Genomic DNA, 17,821 nt, shown 5'->3' on the forward strand with positions numbered 1-17,821 from the left:
CCCTTTGTTGTTTAGCGTGCTGTGAAGGCGTCTTCGATAATCCCTAGTCCTTCTTGCAGCAGCTCATCTGTGATGACAAGTGGTGTTAAAAAGCGAATAATATTCCCATTGATCCCTGCCGTTAATAAGAGTAGTCCGTGCTTGTTTGCATAGGCTGCAATCGCTGCGGCTGTCTTCTTATCTGGTGTACGCGTTGTTTGATCTTCCACAATTTCAATGGCCGCCATTGCCCCTAATCGCCGGACTTCCCCGATGAATGAGTACTTACTTCTCCACTCATTCGCTTTGTCCTCAATGACTTGTCCAATGTATTCAGATCGTTCATTCAGTTGTTCTGTTTCAATAATATCAAGTACAGCCAAAGCTGCCACACAGCCTAATGGACTGCCAGCATACGTTCCTCCTAGCTCCCCTGGGTCCGCTGCATCAAGTAATTCTTTTCTGCCAACAACACCGCTCAGCGGCAGGCCAGCTGCAAGTGATTTTGACACAGTAATTAAGTCTGGCACCACATCGTAGTGCTCAATCGCAAAATATTTCCCTGTTCTTGCAAATCCTGTTTGGATTTCATCTGCCACGAATACGATTCCATGCTGCTGACAGAATGAAGCGACGTGCTGGACAAAACGCTTCGATGGTACAATGAATCCGCCCTCCCCTTGGACTGGCTCCATCACCACACAAGCGACCGTTTCTGGTGCAACGGTTGCGACAAAGAATTGATTGAACTGATCAATGATGTATTCGTCGTAGGCTGCATCGCTTAATCCTTCAGGTTTTTGATAGTAATAAGGATACGGCGCTTGATAGACCTCTGATGCAAATGGGCCGAATCCAAATTTATAAGGCTTGACCTTGCTTGTCATGCTCATCGTCATATTCGTTCTTCCGTGGAACCCTCTTGTAAATGAGACAACCGCTTGTCTTTTCGTATATTTACGGGCAATTTTCACTGCGTTCTCAACCGCTTCTGCACCTGAATTTAAGAAAATGGCTTTTTTGTCATGGTCGCCTGGTGTAAGGTGGCATAGCTTTTCTGCTAATTCGATATAGGATTCGTACATCATGACATTAAATCCTGGGTGAATCAGGCTGTCTGCCTGCGCTTTGACTGCTTCCACAACCTTTGGATGAGAGTGTCCTACATTTAATGTACCGATGGCCCCTGCAAAATCGATAAAACGATTGCCGTCGATATCGAAAAGCTCGGCTCCCTTCCCTTTCGCTGCAAGATGACGGTTGCCATTACTTACGCCTCTTGCGACGTATTGATCTCTTTTCCCCTGCCATTCCTCTGTTGAAAAACGGTTTGTTGTCGTTTGACTCATTGTCATCCATCCCCTTTATGTCTTTTTTATTATTCTGAATATTTTTTGGTATGATAGAAAGTACCAATATCATTTTTTTCATGGTACCAGAGAGGATGGAATGACGAGATGCTGACAATTCAACTAGATCAAACAGGGGAAAACGGATTTATTTATCATCAAATTTATACAAAAATTAAAGAGGAAATTTTAAACCGTAACCTGCAACCACACGATCAATTACCATCTAAACGAGAGTTAGCAGATACTTTAAACGTCAGCGTCAATTCAGTGAATGGCGCCTATCAGCAGCTGCTTGCCGAGGGATATTTATATTCAGTTGAACGGAAAGGCTTTTTTGTGGAATCACTGGAAACATTTCATGAATCAGGTCAACTGAAACCCTCTTCCCTTCCAGCAGATTTAAAGGAAAATCCGATTGAGCGAGATGACTGGTATTCCTTTTCACATATTTCTGTTGATACAGCCAATTTTCCTTTTAAAAGCTGGCTGAAAAGTGAGCAAAAAGCGATTCATCTCCACCAAGACGCCTTTGGTGAGCTGCCGCACCCACAAGGCGTCTATGAGCTGCGGGAAACGATTGCCCGGCTGATTGGACTTGCACGAGGGGTCAAATGCTACCCTGAACAGCTCATTTTAAGTGCAGGTACACAGTCGCTCATTCATTCGTTATCTAGCATCCTTCCAGCTGATCAAATATATGGATTAGAAAACCCCGGCTACCGCAGACTGTATCAAATGCTGAAAAACAATCATCACCGGATTGAAACGATTGGCATTGATCAAAAAGGGGTGCGGATGAGCGATATTCAGAAGAAAGAGCCAAATGTCTTGATCATTACGCCTTCTCATCAGTTCCCAACAGGGGTGATCATGCCGATTTCTAGGCGGATACAGCTATTAAACTGGGCAGCTGATCAGCCAGATCGCTATATCATTGAGGACGATTATGACAGTGAATTTAAGTACGGCACAGACAGCATACCGGCGCTGCAGAGCCTTGACCGCTATGACAAAGTCATTTATATGGGGACCTTTTCGAAATCATTGCTGCCCGGCTTGAGGATCAGCTACATGGTGCTGCCGCAGCATTTATTAAGACGCTATAAAGAAGAACAGCACTTTTTTATTCAAACGGCTAACCTTTTTACACAATACACCCTTCTTTATTTTATAAAAGATGGCGCCTATCAGCGGCATATTAAAAGAATGAATGGGCTATATGAGGAAAAACGAAAACAGCTCATTGGAGAACTCGACACTGTCTTTCGTGACAATGTACGGATTATCGGGGAAAATGCAGGGCTGCATTTTATCGCAGAATTCCGCTCAGATCGGACGCAGCATGAGATTTTACAACGCGCCAAAGACCGAAAGCTGAAAATGTACGGGATGGACCGTTTTACCCTTGATGAGCATGTGCCTGGTCACAAAGAAGGCTTTGTCCCGCTCGTCCTCGGCTTTTCGCACATGCGGCCAGAGGATATTAAGCCAGCGGTGAAACGCCTGTATGACTCGATTTATGGGAAATGAAACAGCTCATGTAGATGAATCGTGGCGCTCCTTTGACGGGACTAAACCGACAGAGGAGTGTTACGATCACATTCTTTCATAAACGTAATAGTTGATGTGAATATTTTTTTCTAGCAATTTCACGAGTGTTTGAAGGCTTTTTAAGTTGGTTGGCAGTAACGCAATACCATCTCCCTGTTCAACGATTTTGATCATTCCTTCAAACGAATCTAACTCAAATAGGGTTCGATCACCCAGCATACGCGTGGCCTCATGTCTTAATGGGCAAAGCTGATCACGATTCACGACCAATGAAATATCATCATCGTATATCTCTTTGGATTTTCCATATACGTTCAATGCCAAGCTCTTTACCTCTTTTAATTGATATTCCGGTTTTTCCATTTGATTAAAAGAAATAATTTGATCATACACATCCTCTGTTAACTTTTTGTTGATCGTACTTGATGAAGCAATGATAAAATCAGTGGCTTGAATATCCTCTAAAACTCGTTGCTCGTACAAAACGTTAAATAGAAGTTCAGAGCATAAAACGGTCTTTTTCTGTGAAGTCAATTTTTGTTGAATGTCCTTCGTTTCTTTTACGATTTTTTGAGCGTATTGATAAAATAAATCCCCCTGTCCTGTTGAACTGATTCCATGATGATGCCGGATAAAAAATGTTGAATCATATAAAGTTTCAAGCGCTTTGATTCTTTGAGAAATATTGGATTGCGCATACCCTAAAGCTTTAGCCGCTTGATTAATCGATTCTTTTTGATACACCTCTATAAAAATAATCAAATCATTTATATTCATCATGATCACCTATCACTTTTTGTGATAACAATAACACAAATATGTATTATTCAACTGGTTTGAAGTCGATTATGATGGCTATTGAAAGGGAGTGTTTCTATGCATGCCATGCAATATCATGTGGATCTGCCTGCGGATTATGATATGAATATCATTAGAAAAAGAGTACTGAACAATGGATGGAAAACAGATGGATATCAGGATTTATTATTTAAAGCTTATTTGATCACTGAAAAAGACAAACATAGAAGTTTACACAATGGCTATTGCCCATTGTATATTTGGAAACAATCTGAGGGCATGACGGATTTTGTGTTTAAGGGGTCATTTGATCATATTTTACGTTCTTTTGGCTGGAAACAAATCAATATTGGCATCACGTATTCCGTTCATTTAACAAATGACTTTCATCGTAGCACATTCGTTCTTGAAGAGTATGTGACGATTCATCCTACTGATTGCCTTGAAAATCTAGATATCGCCCATCTCTTTTCCCATTTCAACGACAATAAGGGTGAAGTCATCGTATATAATCCCGATAAATGGAAATGCGTCAAATATTCTTTTCTGGACTCATTACCAGAGAATATAGAGCAGCAGATTCACATTTATGACATTGTCCATCTGTCTATGGATCATTCAATGGCCTAATTCCGTTTTACACGAGACGCATGACAAATCCCCAAGGTTAAAATGCCTTGGGGATTTGTCATTTGTTGATGCAAGATTCTCTTACCACCGCTCCTTGTCTACAGCTAATACGGATGACAAGAGGCCTGGAAAAGCGATATCAATGTCGTCCTTTCTGAGAGAGTAGTAACGGTGCTTCCCGTCAATTCTCACTTTCACGATGCCTGCCTCTCTTAGTACTTTAAAGTGATGCGACAGCGTGGACTTGGCAATGTTCATATGATACGTACCGCATGTTCTCTCACCCGCTTCTGCTAAGCAGCGGACAATCTCCAGCCGAACAGGGTCAGCCAATGCTTGCAGCACAGAAATGAGTCTCATGTTTTCTTGGGTTGGATGATTTGGATTATTCATACGATAAATGTATCGTATTTTGTTCTAACATACAATCTCGTTACTCGCCTATGACAAAAAAGACAAAGGGCTAAAATCAAGTTCATTTTAGCCCTTTGTCAACAATCGGATACATGTCATTGAGACATGTATTTTTTTAAGTTCATTTTCTTGTCATGTGCCATTGGTTTTGTTATCATAGCAAAAGTGACCACTCGGTTTCCATTGTGACCATATGGTTTTGCCGATTCGGAAAGGACTTATGAAGATGAACGAAAAGCAAGAAGAGATTTTGCGGGTATCGAAGAAATTATTTTCTCAAAAAGGCTATATGAGTGTCTCCATGCAGTCAATTGCTGATGCCTGTAAAATATCAAAAGCGTCTATTTATAAACTGTTTGATTCAAAGGAAGCTCTTCTATTGGAACTGATTAAATACAATCAGCGCAAAATGAGAGAGATTTCTCAGATCATTCATTCCGAAACGACGCTGTCTAAAAAGGAAAAATTCACAAAAAAGATTAAGCTTGAGCTTGAAGAGTTTAAAGAGAATCATAAATTTTTGAATATGCTGTCCTTTGAAGCTTTTTCACAGCATTCGCCCATCGTCATTAAGCATTTACGTGAGACACGCTCCATTATCATGCAGCGGCACAGAGACATCATTTTAAGCACATATGGTGAATCTGTTGCGCCTTATGTGTGGGATCTTGTGATTGTCCTCAACGGATTAATGAGAGAATTCATCTTGATGTTGGCGATTGAGCACAAGAACATCCAATTAGAAAATGCCGCCGAAATGATCATCGGTGTAATGGACCGTGTATCAATAAAGCCTTGCTCCATTGAGCCTGTGCTAACAGATCAGCTGATGGACTCTTATTTGCTTTCCACACAGGAAGAATATGATGAAGAAAAGCTTGTCATCTCGTACTTAACAAAGTTGAAACAAGAGCTTCACACACTCTCAAATGGAGAAGAAAAGGACGATCTCCTCTCTGCGTTTGAACTGCTGAGTCAAGAACTGTCAAAGGACCAACCGAGAACCTTTTTAATTAGCTCATTGCTTGATTATTTAGGCAAACACAGCGTTTTATCTCAAAACGTGTCACAGCTGAAAAGCATTATTTTATAGATAAAGAAGGGATAATATGAACCAATCAACAACATCGTATAACCGGTCTGTGATTGTTGGGATTTTCCTCGTTGGGGCGTTCGTTGCGATCTTAAACCAAACGCTTCTCATTCCAGCGATCCCGCATATCATGGAAGAATTCAATATCGATGTCAGTAAAGGCCAATGGCTGACCACAGCCTTTATGCTGACAAACGGGATTCTCATCCCAATTACGGCCTTTTTAATTGAGAAATTTTCAAGCCGTTCTTTAGTCTTAACGGCTCTTAGCATTTTTACAGCAGGTACCATTCTTGCTTCGTTCGCCACGAATTTCCCGGTGCTACTTGCAGCACGTATCGTGCAGGCAGCTGGCGCAGGGATTTTAATGCCGCTCATGCAAACGATCTTTTTAACCATTTTCCCAAAAGAAAAACGCGGGCAAGCCATGGGTATGGTCGGACTAGTGATTTCATTCGCACCGGCGCTTGGACCAACACTTGGCGGCTGGATTGTCGATTCCTTTAGCTGGAAGTTCTTATTCTATATTGTTCTACCAATCGGTATTATTGATCTCATTCTTGCTTTCTTCTTAATGAAAAATGTCACACAGCAAAGAGACACTCGTATCGATGTCTTATCGGTGATCCTGTCTTCCTTCGGATTTGGTGGACTGCTGTACGGATTTTCAAGTGTCGGAACGTATGGTTGGACGAGTGCGACCGTTCTGATTTCACTCATTGTCGGCGCTGTGAGCTTGTTCTTCTTTATCCTGCGTCAGTCGAATTTGAAAAGACCGATGCTTGAGTTTGGCGTCTTTAAGTTTGCGATCTTTAGCTTAACGACCTTCCTCGGTATGCTCGTCTTTGCTTTACTGATTGGAACAGAGACGATTCTGCCGCTCTATACGCAGAATGTCAGAGGATTATCTGCCCTTGATACAGGGCTGATCTTATTGCCAGGGGCTCTCTTTATGGGATTCCTATCACCGATTATCGGACGAATTTTTGACAAAGTAGGCGGTAAAGGGCTGGCTCTAGGCGGGTTTACGATATTAGCTGTCACTTCCCTGCCATTTATGATGCTCAGCCTTGATTCATCGATTACCCTCATTACAGTGGCCTACACGCTTCGCTTAATCGGGGTTGGGATGATCATGATGCCGCTGACAACAGCCGGTATTAACTCGTTACCACCGCATTTGATTCCGCACGGGACAGCAATGAATAATACAATGAGACAAATGGGCGGCTCTATCGGGACGGCTGTGCTTGTCTCCATTATGAGCAGCTCTGCTGCCAATGCAGCATTATCCGATCCAATGAAGTCAGCCGTTCATGGCATGAATACGTCATTTATCGTGTCTGGTGCTATTGCGGTCATTGGACTCGTCCTTTCATTCTTCTTAAAAGAAAAACGTAAAAACAAAGTGATGAAGCAGGAGTTATCTTCTTCGTCCTCTTCTTCATAAAGACAAAGAGCTCGGCATATCGCCGGCTCTTTTTTCATATATTTACACACATCGTCCTCTCAGAAAACACATTTGTTCATATAGAGAAGAAAAACCTTGATAATTTGAAGAAAAGAGTTGATAATAGAAACTATTCAATTTGTGAGAAAATTTTTACTATAGGAGATGTATGCATTGAAGGTCGTTAAATTTGGTGGCAGTTCTCTTGCTTCTGGCAAGCAACTGCAAAAGGTATTTGACATTGTCACAGCAGATCCAGCTCGAAAAGCAGTCGTTGTTTCCGCACCAGGAAAACGGCATTCAACGGATACGAAGGTCACCGATCTATTAATTAGCTGCGGTGAACAATATTTACGTTTAGGTGAAGCACACGATTTACAAGAAGCTGTCATCGAGCGATATGCATCGATTGCGGATGAGCTGGGGTTAGGTCATGACATTATTGACACCATCCGGCAAGATGTAAACACGTTATTACAGGCTGATTCTTCTCATCCTGAGCGTTATCTTGATGCGATTAAAGCAAGCGGTGAAGATAATAACGCAAAGCTGATTGCAGCCTACTTTCAGCATCAAGGCGTCGAAGCGCACTATGTGAATCCAAAAGAAGCCGGTCTATTTGTCAGCGACGAGCCTGGTCAAGCGCAAGTCCTTCCAGAATCGTATGATCATTTGTACAAATTAAGAGAACGCTCTGGCATCATTGTGTTCCCTGGCTTTTTCGGTTTTAGTCTAGCGGGTGATATCGTCACTTTTTCCCGCAGTGGATCAGACATTACCGGTTCCATTTTGGCAAATGGACTGAAGGCAGATGTGTATGAAAACTTTACGGATGTGGATGCAGTCTACGCCGTCAATCCAACGATCGTTCATGAACCAAAGGAAATCACAGAGCTGACATATCGTGAAATGCGTGAATTGTCCTATGCGGGTTTTTCTGTATTTCATGATGAGGCACTTATTCCAGCCTTTCGGGCAGGCATTCCTGTTCAGATTAAGAACACCAATAATCCAACGGCCAAAGGTACGAAAATTGTAAATCAACGGGATCATACGAATGGCCCTGTTGTGGGAATCGCATCAGACAATGGATTTTGCAGTATTTATATCTCCAAGTATTTGATGAACCGAGAAGTGGGCTTTGGACGTAAGGTGTTGCAAACGTTAGAGGAATATGGACTTACGTATGAACACGTGCCTTCTGGCATTGATGATATGACCATTATTTTAAGACAGGATCAGCTGGAGGAGCAGCAGATTGAACAAGAGCTTTTAGACCGATTAAAGCTTGTACTTGATGCAGATGAAGTGGTTCTAGAGCGGAACCTCTCGCTTATTATGGTCGTAGGAGAAGCGATGCGTCATAATGTTGGTACAACAGCAAGAGCGGCAAAAGCGCTGTCAAAAGCCAAAGTGAATATTGAAATGATCAACCAAGGCTCTTCAGAGGTGAGCATGATGTTTGGCGTCAAAGCGGCTCAAGAAAAAGAAGCCGTTCAAGCCTTATATGAGGAATTTTTCTCTATGTCCACGGTGCCTGTCTCCATTTAATCAGCAGACTGTCAGATCTCCGGATCGGCAGTCTTTTTGATCTCGCACGATTTGCGCATTAAAGTATATCTATTTCTCGTTTGATTTTGTATGATAGAGACAAATCAACTATTGTTCCGGCCATTGATCGGAGCTACAAGGAGTCCTAATCCATGCCTCGTCAACAACTATTAAAACAGTTTCGCAATTTTCATGATGCTTCTACAAGTATTTTAAACATGATGAGTCAATTCATTCATGTGAATACACTGTTTATTGCTAAAAATGATCAAAACACCAATCAGATTGTGAAAGTGCTAAATCAAGACGAGCAGCTTCTTGAAGAAGGGGAAGAAAATCCTTACGAGAAGACATTTTGCAAGCTGGCGGTCGATCATCGCGATACGCTGTTGATCCCTGATATCCGCTTGGACGAGCGTTCAAAAAACTTAGACGTCACGAAACAGCTGCAAGGCGGATCATTTATTGGGGTTCCCATCGATTTTACTGATGGTACGAACTATGGAACCATTTGTGGACTTGATCTAAGGCCGCAGCAATTTACAGAAGAGCATGTTCATATGTTTGAAACGATGGCATCTTTGTTGAGTTACGTCTTAGAACTCGACCAGGCCAATCGGCAGATTCAGCAATTATCTGTACCGATCGTACCTGTTGTTGACGGTGTCGCCGTGCTCCCTCTTCTTGGTGATATCGAAGAGACACGTGCGCAGCATATTTTAGAAACCATTTTACAGGAAAGCTACAGGCTGTCGCTCTCTCATTTGGTCATTGATGTTTCAGGGACAAAACGACTCAATGAACAAAGCATTCAATACTTGGTCAGCTATGCGCAAACGTTAAGACTTTTAGGCATTTCAGCTGTTTTAACAGGAATAAAGCAAGACCTTGCGCTAAATGCGATTCAATCGAATATTTCATTTAAAGACATCACCATTCGTAAGGATTTACCGCAGGCACTTGCTCATATCGGCCTAACGTTTTCCAAAACAGAATAAGTGATGATACACCAAAAAGGGCTAAACCGAGTTTAGCCCTTTTCTTCTTTTCAGCGTGATAGAAAACCTTTGCAGCCCTAGGAAAGACGAGTACCGGCGCGGAGCGAATTTCACATTCGTGAGCACCGGCACGCAGGACTGACACCGAATGCGAGGGTTTGTCTACACGCTGAGGCTAAACGGAGTTTAGCCCTTTTCTTGTGGTAGCGGTAAACGAATGATAAATGTTGTTCCTTTATGTTTTTCGCTTTTTAAATCAATCTGTCCGTCATGCAAGTCCACAAGCTGCTTGACAATCGACAATCCAAGTCCGTATTCTCCATATGGTGTATTCGTTCTCGAAATATCCGCTTTATAAAAACGTTCCCAAATGTGTTTGACTTCTTCAGGTGCAATGCCGATTCCCGTGTCTTCTACTTCAATGATCGTTTCCCCATTCTCTTCTTTCCCTCTCAAAGAAATACGGCCGCCTTCTGTAAATTGAATGGCGTTCTTTGTGATGTTGACGAGAATTTGAATGAGCCGGTCATAATCTGCGTATACCTTTTGTTCAGGGTGAACCTCTACCATGAGCTGATTGTTTTTCTCTTCAGCCATTCGGCTCAGCTGCTCCTTAATCACTTCAAACGTATCAATGAGTGGATAGTGAAATTTTTGAAGAGTGATTTGATTCGACCTGATTTTCTCATAATCCATATTTTCATTGACGAGACGCAACATTCGTTTTGTTTCATCAGTGATGAGCGCATAGCATTTCTCTTTCTCTTCTGCCGGCACATCCGCAGTATTCAGCCATTCGACCAACCCTCGAATGGTCGTCAGCGGTGTTTTCAATTCGTGAGACACATCTGCGATGAATTGTCGCCTACGCTTTTCGAGCCGGTCAATTTCCTCTCTTGACCGTTGAAGACGATTGGCCATCATATTAAAATCCTCACCTAGTGTACCAATTTCATCAAGGTGTTTGTTTTCAAGATGAATGTTGTAGTCACCATGCGCAATTTTCTCAGTTGCCTCTCTCAGTTTTTTGATACGATTCACATGGAACTTCGACAGAAACAGACTGAGAATAAAGGTAATCGTCAATGCCACAAACACGATGATATATAAATACCGGTTCATTTGAGCAATCAGCTCTTCTGCTCCTTGAATAGGAGCTATGAGCACCACCCCGCCCTTCAGCTTTCCGTCTTCCATGACAGGAAGTGCCACAAGTGATGCTTCTTGATCAAGCCGGCGTGAATCACTTCGCTTGACAATAATTTCTTCTCCTTTTGCGAGCTTGGCCCACAAATCTTTTGTGAGTAACGCTTCATGCGGCGGCATCTCTTGCTGCTGAGATAGCACAGTCCCTTTTTCATCAAAGACGAAAAAACGGATTTGTCTCGTCGAAAGAATGTCTTCAAATGGACGCAAACGGAAGTTCATCTCGGCTTTCGACAATTGTTTAAAATTCTCCAAAATTTCATTCCCATACGAACTCATTTCGTCTACCCTATTTTGATAAGCAATATCTTTCACAAAATGAGACATCAAGGTGCTGATAATAATGATGGCAATGAGCAATAACCCAAGGTGACTAATCAGCAACTGGTAAAAATATTTAATCTTCATCGAACTTATACCCTACGCCCCATACCGTATACAGAAAGGGCTTAGGTCCGTCTCCGATTTTTTGGCGCAATCGTTTAATATGAACATCAACTGTTCGTTCATCACCATAAAATTGGTATCCCCAAATTTGCTCAAGCAATTGTTCTCGTGAAAATACTTGCCGAGGATGCTGTATAAAAAAGCACAGCAGATCGTATTCCTTTGGCGTTAAATTTTCGATCCGTTTCCCCTCTAGAAACACTTCTCTCGTTTTTTTATCTAACTGAAAATGTTCAGTCTCTAGCCGTTCGTCCTCTTTCGCTCCTTCTTCAGTAGATGTTGTTTGAGCAAAACGTCGTTTCACTGCTTTGATTCTTGCCATTAAGGTGAGCGGACTAAAGGGTTTTGTCACATAATCATCTGCCCCAAGATCGAAGCCCAGCACCTGATCAGATTCCGTTTCCTTTGCTGTCAGCATAATAATCGGAACATCACTAATCTGGCGTACTTTTTGACAAATGGTCAGTCCATCCATTGAAGGAAGCATGACATCTAAGATGAGCAGATCCCAATCCTCCTCTTGCTTAAATCGATTCAATCCTTCTAATCCATCATGGACGAATTCCGCTTGAAACCCTTCTCGTTGAAAAAACATATCCGTCATTGTACAAACACTCTGGTTATCTTCAATCATTAATATTTTCATCATCAGCCTCCGCTGTTGCCTTTGTTTTTCTTTATGTAGCTTTATTTTACATGTTCCTTCTCAAATCTCAATTGGATTGATACGATTTCATGAACTTATCATGCTTTGGTCATCTTTTATTCATACTTTTTGATGGAGCTGGGTGTCGAGGTGAGCCGCATTGATTTTTGTTATGAAAAAAAGCTCATCTGATTGATGAGCCCAAATTGTTGACAAAGGGCTAAAATGAACTTGATTTTAGCCCTTTGTCTTCTTTTCAGCGTGATAGAAAACCTTTGCAGTCTAGGAAGGGCGAGCACCGGAGCGGAGCGAATTTGACATTCGTGAGCACCGGCGCACAGACCTGACACCAAATGCGAGGGTTTGTCTACACGCTGAGCTCATCTGATTGATGAGCCCTTTTCCTTGTCATGCCAGCAGTTGCAAGTAAGCAGCGTCATTCCCCTCTTCAACCGCCTGTAAAAGCTGCTTTGCCTGTGATGTGCTGGTGACGCTGCTTAACTTTTGTATGATGTCTTCTGTCGATAACGCACAGCCTGGTGCTCCCCGAGGGATATCGACCCGTTTGCTGATGGTGGACCCGTCAGATAAGTTGAGCTTTACAATCGTAAATCGCCCTTTTGGCACTGCGTCTGGATGGGGTTTTATCGTTTGATCATATACTCTATTTACCCGCTTCATCCATGTCCGCAGCTCTGGTGAAATGGCTTTTTTCGTAAAAGCATCCAGTGATAAAGGTTGTCCAAACACCGCTAGTGCGATGACATACTCGACACTAAATCGTCCCTCTTCTCCCGTCAAAGGTGCCCGCTCCGTGAGTGCGGCATCACCGCCAGGCGGAAACATGACGTCGACCTGTTCGATCTTCTCCTGTAAGGAATTGTATTCTTGTACTAATGACTCGATCGCATCGGCTGCATGATGTGCCGCTGAACAGAACGGATACACTTTAAACCATAGACCTGGCGACACGATACGCCACGCAGTGCCATAGTCTTCTAGCAAACGCCTTTCCGCTAATTTCTGATCCCCATAGAGAGAAAAGAAGCCCAGCTCTCCATCCAGAAGCGATTCACTCCCGCCAAAACCTGAACAAGCTAAATCCATGGACCATACGGCTGTTTTAGCAGCGAGGCCAGCTTGTAATGGTTTCATATCAGCCCCAAACTGCTTTCGCATTCCAGCTGATTGCGCACCTGCAAAGCCGATCGCTTTCGCCAGCTCTTTCTGTGAAACTTGTTTCAAATAACCAATCGCACAGACCGCTGCAATGGCTCCGAGAGTTCCCGTATTGTGCCATCCCCGCTCATAATGCGATTTGCCGATGGATACCCCAAGCCTTGCCATCACTTCAACACCTGTGATGTAGGCACTCAAAAATCGATCACCATATGCCTCACCGTCTGTCAGCTGGGAAAGCAAGGCAGGAATGATCACCGCACTTGGGTGTCCTCTCACATCAGAATGCACATCATCATAATCAAGGGCGTGAATCAGGTAGCCATTTAGCATGGCTGCGGATTGACGGCTGACCTTCTTCCCTTGTCCAATGACGGGAATTTGAGCCGCGCCGCCTTCTTGTTCCACCAGCGCCATGAGCTTCTGAATCCCTTCATCCTCTTTTGCAGCAAGCGCTGCTGCCGCAGCGTCTAACAAACCGTTTCGAGCCATTTGAACGGCCTGTTGATCTTGCAGCGGATCAGCAGATAGCACTGCCTCTGCGAGCTGTTTCGTTAGTTCCATGTTCTTGACTCCAACGCCCGAACCGCAAGCTCGGAGAAGAAAGCAGCGGCAACAGGGAGTGCCTCTTCATTTAACGTAAAGGCAGGGTGATGCCATTCCTCGGTACCGCTCGTCCCCATCCAGACGAAAAAGCCTGGAATGCGCTCTTGGTAAAGGGCAAAGTCTTCTCCGCCTGGTGACTGCTCTGCCTCTACTACTGCGAGATCAAGCGCTCCCGCCGTTTCTTCCACAACCTTTGTCAAACGCTCATCATTCATCACAGAAGGCAAATACGGATGCCATTTCACATCTGCCTTTGCGCCAAACCCTTCTGCGATACCGCTCACGATTTGTTTCATGAGATCTGGAATCATCGCTCTCACTTCAGGTTCAAACGTCCGAACGGTCCCTTCCATCTCGACGCGATCAGGTATCACATTCCATGATGTGCCACCTTGAATACGTGTGATGCTGACAACCGCATGATGCAAGGAACTAATGCGGCGGCTAACAATTTGCTGTAGGGCGCTTGTGATCTGACCGCTGATGGCAATCGGATCAATTGTGTGATTTGGAATTCCAGCATGACCACCCGTTCCTTTAATGTCGATTTCAAACCGATCGACACTCGCCATTAACGCTTTTTCTCTTATCCCGATGGTGCCAACTGGCAGGTTAGGTTTATTGTGCATACCAAATATCGCATCCACTCCATTTAAGACGCCCGCCTCTATGACGTGTTTCGCTCCTTGCGCCACTTCTTCAGCCGGCTGGAACAAAATGCGGACTGTTCCCTTGAGCTCATGTTTCCGTTCGTTTAATAGGACGGCCGCACCAAAAATCGAAGCGGTATGGAAATCATGACCACATGCATGCATTTTCCCCTGTATCTTTGAAGAAAATGGTTCGCCAGATGCTTCTTCAATTGGAAGTGCGTCAATATCGGCTCTCAGAGCAATCGTTGGTCCCTCTTGTTCTCCTTTGATTTCACAAACGACTCCTGTTTGAAGATCTGGGAAATTGAGTACTGTGATCCCTTCCTCTTGTAACCAGCCTCGTAGTTTTTTTGTCGTTTCATACTCTTCAAATGCCAGCTCTGGATGCTCATGAAGCGCTCGGCGCATGTTAATTAAACGTTTGTTTAAAGCTTCATTTCCTAATGATTTCACTGATACTCACCCCTCTAAAGAGTAAAAAGCAGCTTATGCTTCTTCAGCCGCTGCTTCTTTTTGGATAAATCGTTTTGTTCGTTCATTCTTCGTTTCGTCAAATAGTTCGGTTGGCGTCCCTTGCTCGATGATATGACCATCTGCCATAAAAATGACATGATCTGCTACTTCTCTTGCAAACGCCATTTCATGTGTCACGATGATCATCGTTGTTTCTTGAATGGCAATGGATTTAATGACTTGAAGCACACCTGAGACAAGTTCTGGATCTAGTGCTGACGTTGGTTCATCCAGCAAAATCGCATGTGGATCGACCGCTAACGCACGGGCAATCCCAATTCGCTGCTGCTGACCGCCGGATAGTGTAACCGGATAGCTGTCAGCTTTTTGTTCTAGCCCTACTTGTTTCAATAGCTTCATACCGATTTCATTTGCCTGCTGTTTTGTCATTTTTTTCGTCACAAGCAGTGACTCTGTAATGTTTTGCAGGGCTGTTTTGTTTTTGAATAAATTATAGTTTTGAAACACCATGGCCGTTTGCTGACGCAGGTGATGGGCTTCTTTACGTGTATATTTAGACGCATTCAGCTTCGCATCGCCAATTTCAATCGTACCTTCATCTGGCGTTTCTAATAGATTTAGACAGCGCAGCAATGTTGATTTACCGGAGCCAGAAGGTCCGATAATGGCCACAACCTGCCCTTTTTGCACGTCAAGATTAATTCCGTCTAAGACGACAAGGTCGCCGAATGATTTTTTCAAATTGGTGAGCTTGATCATGTCCACACCTCCTTAATTCCGGTAAGGTTTGCTGATTTTTCGTTCAAATAGGTCTTGCAGGAAACTATAAATGATGGTGAGCACCCAATACACAATGCCAACCGCTAAATACGTTTCAAAGTACTTATAGTTGGCCGATGCAATCATTTTCCCTTGCGCAAACATTTCTGCTACCCCAATGGTAAAGGCAAGCGATGTTTCTTTTAAAAGACCAATAAAGGTATTCCCCGTCGCTGGAATGGCATTTCTGACGGCCTGCGGGAAAATAATTCTGACGTAAGACTGCCATCTTGTCATGCCGACAGATAAACAGGCCTCAAGCTGCCCTTCATCCACTGAATTAAGAGCCGCTCTAAAAATTTCTGCTAAGTACGCTGAGTTTTTAATACTTAAACCGATAATGACCGCTGTTAAGGCATCCATTGAGGTCATCGCAGGGAATAGCTGCGGAAGACCAAAATAAATGAGAAAGAGCTGAACCAAAGTTGGAACCGCTCTGAAAAAAGAAATATACAGCTTGGCAAATTGGTATAAGACAGGTATCCGGTTTTTCGTTATAAGCGCGAATACCACACCAATGATAATGGCAAATACCATGGAGACAATCGCCATGAAGATCGTTATCGGCAAGTATTGAATCAAGGTTGGAAAAACCGTCACCATATACTGCCAATCAATGTGATTCATGTCTGCTTTTCACCGCCGCTGTTGTTATTTTTTAATTGGAACTGTGACATCGTCTTTGAAATATTTCTCAGACAATTTCTTCAGTGTTCCGTCTTCTCTTAATTCTTTGATCGCTTGATTGAATTCTTCTCTTAGCTTGTCGTGCTTTTCATCTTTGGCAAATGGGTAGCCGACTTCTTCATATACGATTGGGTTGCCGACGATTTTGAGTGGAAGTCCTGTTTTTTCAATTTGAGCTAACAAGACACTGCGTCCGTTGACGTAAGCATCTACACGGCCATTTGCGACTTCATTTAAGACACCGTCTTGTGTTTCATATGTTTTGATGTTGATTTTCTTGTCTGGATCTTTGCTCTCTAGGTTTTTGGCATGGTTTGAGCCAAGAACAGCCGCCACCGTTTTTCCTTTTAAGTCATCAAGTCCTTTAATGTCCTTGTTGTCCTTCTTGACAATGATTTGTGTTCCTGCGTATGCATACGTATCTGTAAAGTTGAACGTTTGTTTACGCTCATCTGTAATCGCAACTTGGTTTGATACGGTATCCAGCTTACCAGATGTCAGCTGGCCCATCAGTCCGCTGAATTCACTCAACTGCCAGTCTAGTTTGTAGCCTAGCTTTTTTGCAATGGCTTCTGTGACCTCAACATCAAATCCTACTAGTTTGCCGTTTTCTTTATAAGCAAATGGATAGCTTTGGCCTGTAGCACCCACTTTAAGCACTTTTTCGTCTTTGCCTTCACTCTGATTGCCCCCGCCGCATGCCGCTAACACCGCAAGCATTGCCGCAAATAAAACAACTAGCCACTTTTTGTTTTTCATGTTCGTACACCCTTCTTTCCTCTTATGGTTGTGTAATATCTGATCTTAATTGTTTTTTAAAATAAATGGTGATATGGCCTTTGCCTAAATCCTTTTCACCTGCTCTGACATAGCCTTTACGCTCATACATGTCCATGAGCCACGGATGCTTATCAGCTGTCCCAAGAGAGACAAACGGTACCTTTAGTGTGTCCCTTAGCACTTCCGTTTCAACCCACTCAAGCAAGGCTGAGCCTGTGCCTTTTTTTGCCGCTGGTTCTGAAGCAAACCACCAAATATGCGGAACGCCGAATGGTCCTGGCTGTTCTCCCCAAGGCATACGGAGTGATAAGGTGGAGAGAAGCTCTCCGTTTTCTTCCATTACATAGCAAAGGTTCTTTTGTACATTTTTCTGAACGAGGGCGACATCTGCATGTGCTGCTTGGAACTGGATGCCGAGCTCACGAATCGGTTCATAGGCTCTTGTTGTCAGTTCAAGCAGCGCTTCTATATCATCCTCAGTTGCCAGACGAAACGTATATCCCAACGT

17 protein-coding genes are annotated in these 17,821 nt (G+C 43.3%); 6 read left to right on the plus strand and 11 right to left on the minus strand.

Features of this window, described 5'->3' with window-relative positions; translation table 11 throughout:
* Positions 1–11: 11 nt before the first annotated feature.
* Complete coding sequence (gene gabT / locus KVT11_RS18215) at positions 12–1,328, minus strand: 4-aminobutyrate--2-oxoglutarate transaminase (protein WP_035390451.1); 1,317 nt, start codon at positions 1,326–1,328, stop codon at positions 12–14.
* 108 nt (positions 1,329–1,436) lie between these two features.
* On the opposite strand from gabT, the gene gabR reads away from it, so the two are divergent.
* Positions 1,437–2,861 carry a MocR-like transcriptional regulator GabR gene (gabR, locus tag KVT11_RS18220; RefSeq protein WP_007498139.1) on the plus strand — a complete coding sequence of 475 codons (1,425 nt, stop codon included), beginning with the start codon at positions 1,437–1,439 and terminating at the stop codon, positions 2,859–2,861.
* Between the two features lie 66 nt (positions 2,862–2,927).
* On the opposite strand, the gene KVT11_RS18225 is transcribed toward gabR, so the two are convergent.
* On the minus strand, positions 2,928–3,659 hold the full coding sequence (locus KVT11_RS18225; protein ID WP_210552305.1) for a LysR family transcriptional regulator: 732 nt from the start codon (positions 3,657–3,659) through the stop codon (positions 2,928–2,930).
* Between the two features lie 99 nt (positions 3,660–3,758).
* Here KVT11_RS18225 and KVT11_RS18230 point away from each other — a divergent pair, with 99 nt between their 5' ends.
* The gene (locus tag KVT11_RS18230; RefSeq protein WP_210552304.1) at positions 3,759–4,310 is read left to right on the plus strand and encodes a DUF4865 family protein; all 552 of its coding nucleotides are present in this window, start codon (positions 3,759–3,761) and stop codon (positions 4,308–4,310) included.
* An 81-nt stretch (positions 4,311–4,391) separates the two neighbouring features.
* Here KVT11_RS18230 and KVT11_RS18235 read toward each other — a convergent pair whose 3' ends face one another.
* The gene (locus KVT11_RS18235; RefSeq protein WP_026050045.1) at positions 4,392–4,703 is read right to left on the minus strand and encodes an ArsR/SmtB family transcription factor; all 312 of its coding nucleotides are present in this window, start codon (positions 4,701–4,703) and stop codon (positions 4,392–4,394) included.
* Positions 4,704–4,950: 247 nt separating this feature from the next.
* Between KVT11_RS18235 and KVT11_RS18240 the strand changes: the two genes are divergently transcribed.
* The 4 genes from KVT11_RS18240 (at position 4,951) to KVT11_RS18255 (ending at position 9,816) form a co-directional block, all read left to right on the plus strand.
* The gene (locus tag KVT11_RS18240; RefSeq protein WP_223255659.1) at positions 4,951–5,817 is read left to right on the plus strand and encodes a TetR/AcrR family transcriptional regulator; all 867 of its coding nucleotides are present in this window, start codon (positions 4,951–4,953) and stop codon (positions 5,815–5,817) included.
* 16 nt (positions 5,818–5,833) lie between these two features.
* Positions 5,834–7,267 (plus strand): MDR family MFS transporter, encoded by a 1,434-nt coding sequence (locus tag KVT11_RS18245; protein ID WP_007498149.1) that lies wholly within the window; start codon positions 5,834–5,836, stop codon positions 7,265–7,267.
* 174 nt (positions 7,268–7,441) lie between these two features.
* Positions 7,442–8,818, plus strand: a complete 1,377-nt coding sequence (locus KVT11_RS18250) for an aspartate kinase (RefSeq protein WP_008347247.1) — start codon at positions 7,442–7,444, stop codon at positions 8,816–8,818.
* Between the two features lie 152 nt (positions 8,819–8,970).
* The gene (locus KVT11_RS18255) at positions 8,971–9,816 is read left to right on the plus strand and encodes a GAF domain-containing protein (RefSeq protein ID WP_025206746.1); all 846 of its coding nucleotides are present in this window, start codon (positions 8,971–8,973) and stop codon (positions 9,814–9,816) included.
* Positions 9,817–10,002: 186 nt separating this feature from the next.
* Here the strand turns inward: KVT11_RS18255 and KVT11_RS18260 are convergent, their stop codons facing one another.
* The 8 genes from KVT11_RS18260 to KVT11_RS18295 all read right to left on the minus strand — a co-directional run bounded on the left by KVT11_RS18260 (position 10,003) and on the right by KVT11_RS18295 (position 17,818).
* A complete protein-coding gene (locus KVT11_RS18260; RefSeq protein ID WP_007498154.1) occupies positions 10,003–11,430 on the minus strand; it encodes a sensor histidine kinase in 1,428 nt (475 codons plus the stop codon).
* Positions 11,420–12,115, minus strand: coding sequence for a response regulator transcription factor (locus KVT11_RS18265; RefSeq protein ID WP_046527591.1), 696 nt, complete (start codon positions 12,113–12,115; stop codon positions 11,420–11,422). Before KVT11_RS18265 ends, KVT11_RS18260 begins: the two co-directional genes overlap by 11 nt.
* Before the next feature lie 408 nt (positions 12,116–12,523).
* Positions 12,524–13,858, minus strand: coding sequence for an MmgE/PrpD family protein (locus tag KVT11_RS18270; protein WP_116307418.1), 1,335 nt, complete (start codon positions 13,856–13,858; stop codon positions 12,524–12,526).
* Positions 13,849–15,006 carry an amidohydrolase gene (locus tag KVT11_RS18275; RefSeq protein ID WP_108611491.1) on the minus strand — a complete coding sequence of 386 codons (1,158 nt, stop codon included), beginning with the start codon at positions 15,004–15,006 and terminating at the stop codon, positions 13,849–13,851. Before KVT11_RS18275 ends, KVT11_RS18270 begins: the two co-directional genes overlap by 10 nt.
* Positions 15,007–15,039: 33 nt before the next feature.
* Positions 15,040–15,786, minus strand: coding sequence for an amino acid ABC transporter ATP-binding protein (locus KVT11_RS18280; protein WP_007498162.1), 747 nt, complete (start codon positions 15,784–15,786; stop codon positions 15,040–15,042).
* Positions 15,787–15,798: 12 nt separating this feature from the next.
* Positions 15,799–16,473: an amino acid ABC transporter permease gene (locus KVT11_RS18285; protein WP_007498163.1), complete on the minus strand. Its 675-nt coding sequence runs from the start codon at positions 16,471–16,473 to the stop codon at positions 15,799–15,801.
* A gap of 24 nt (positions 16,474–16,497) precedes the next feature.
* A complete protein-coding gene (locus tag KVT11_RS18290; RefSeq protein WP_007498164.1) occupies positions 16,498–17,292 on the minus strand; it encodes an amino acid ABC transporter substrate-binding protein in 795 nt (264 codons plus the stop codon).
* Positions 17,293–17,314: 22 nt separating this feature from the next.
* Positions 17,315–17,818, minus strand: a complete 504-nt coding sequence (locus tag KVT11_RS18295; protein ID WP_024720188.1) for a GNAT family N-acetyltransferase — start codon at positions 17,816–17,818, stop codon at positions 17,315–17,317.
* Positions 17,819–17,821 lie beyond the last annotated feature (3 nt).

Origin of the sequence: Bacillus sp. GbtcB10, from assembly GCF_019091365.1 — a bacterium.
GTDB classification, from domain to species: Bacteria; Bacillota; Bacilli; order Bacillales; family Bacillaceae; genus Bacillus; species Bacillus altitudinis.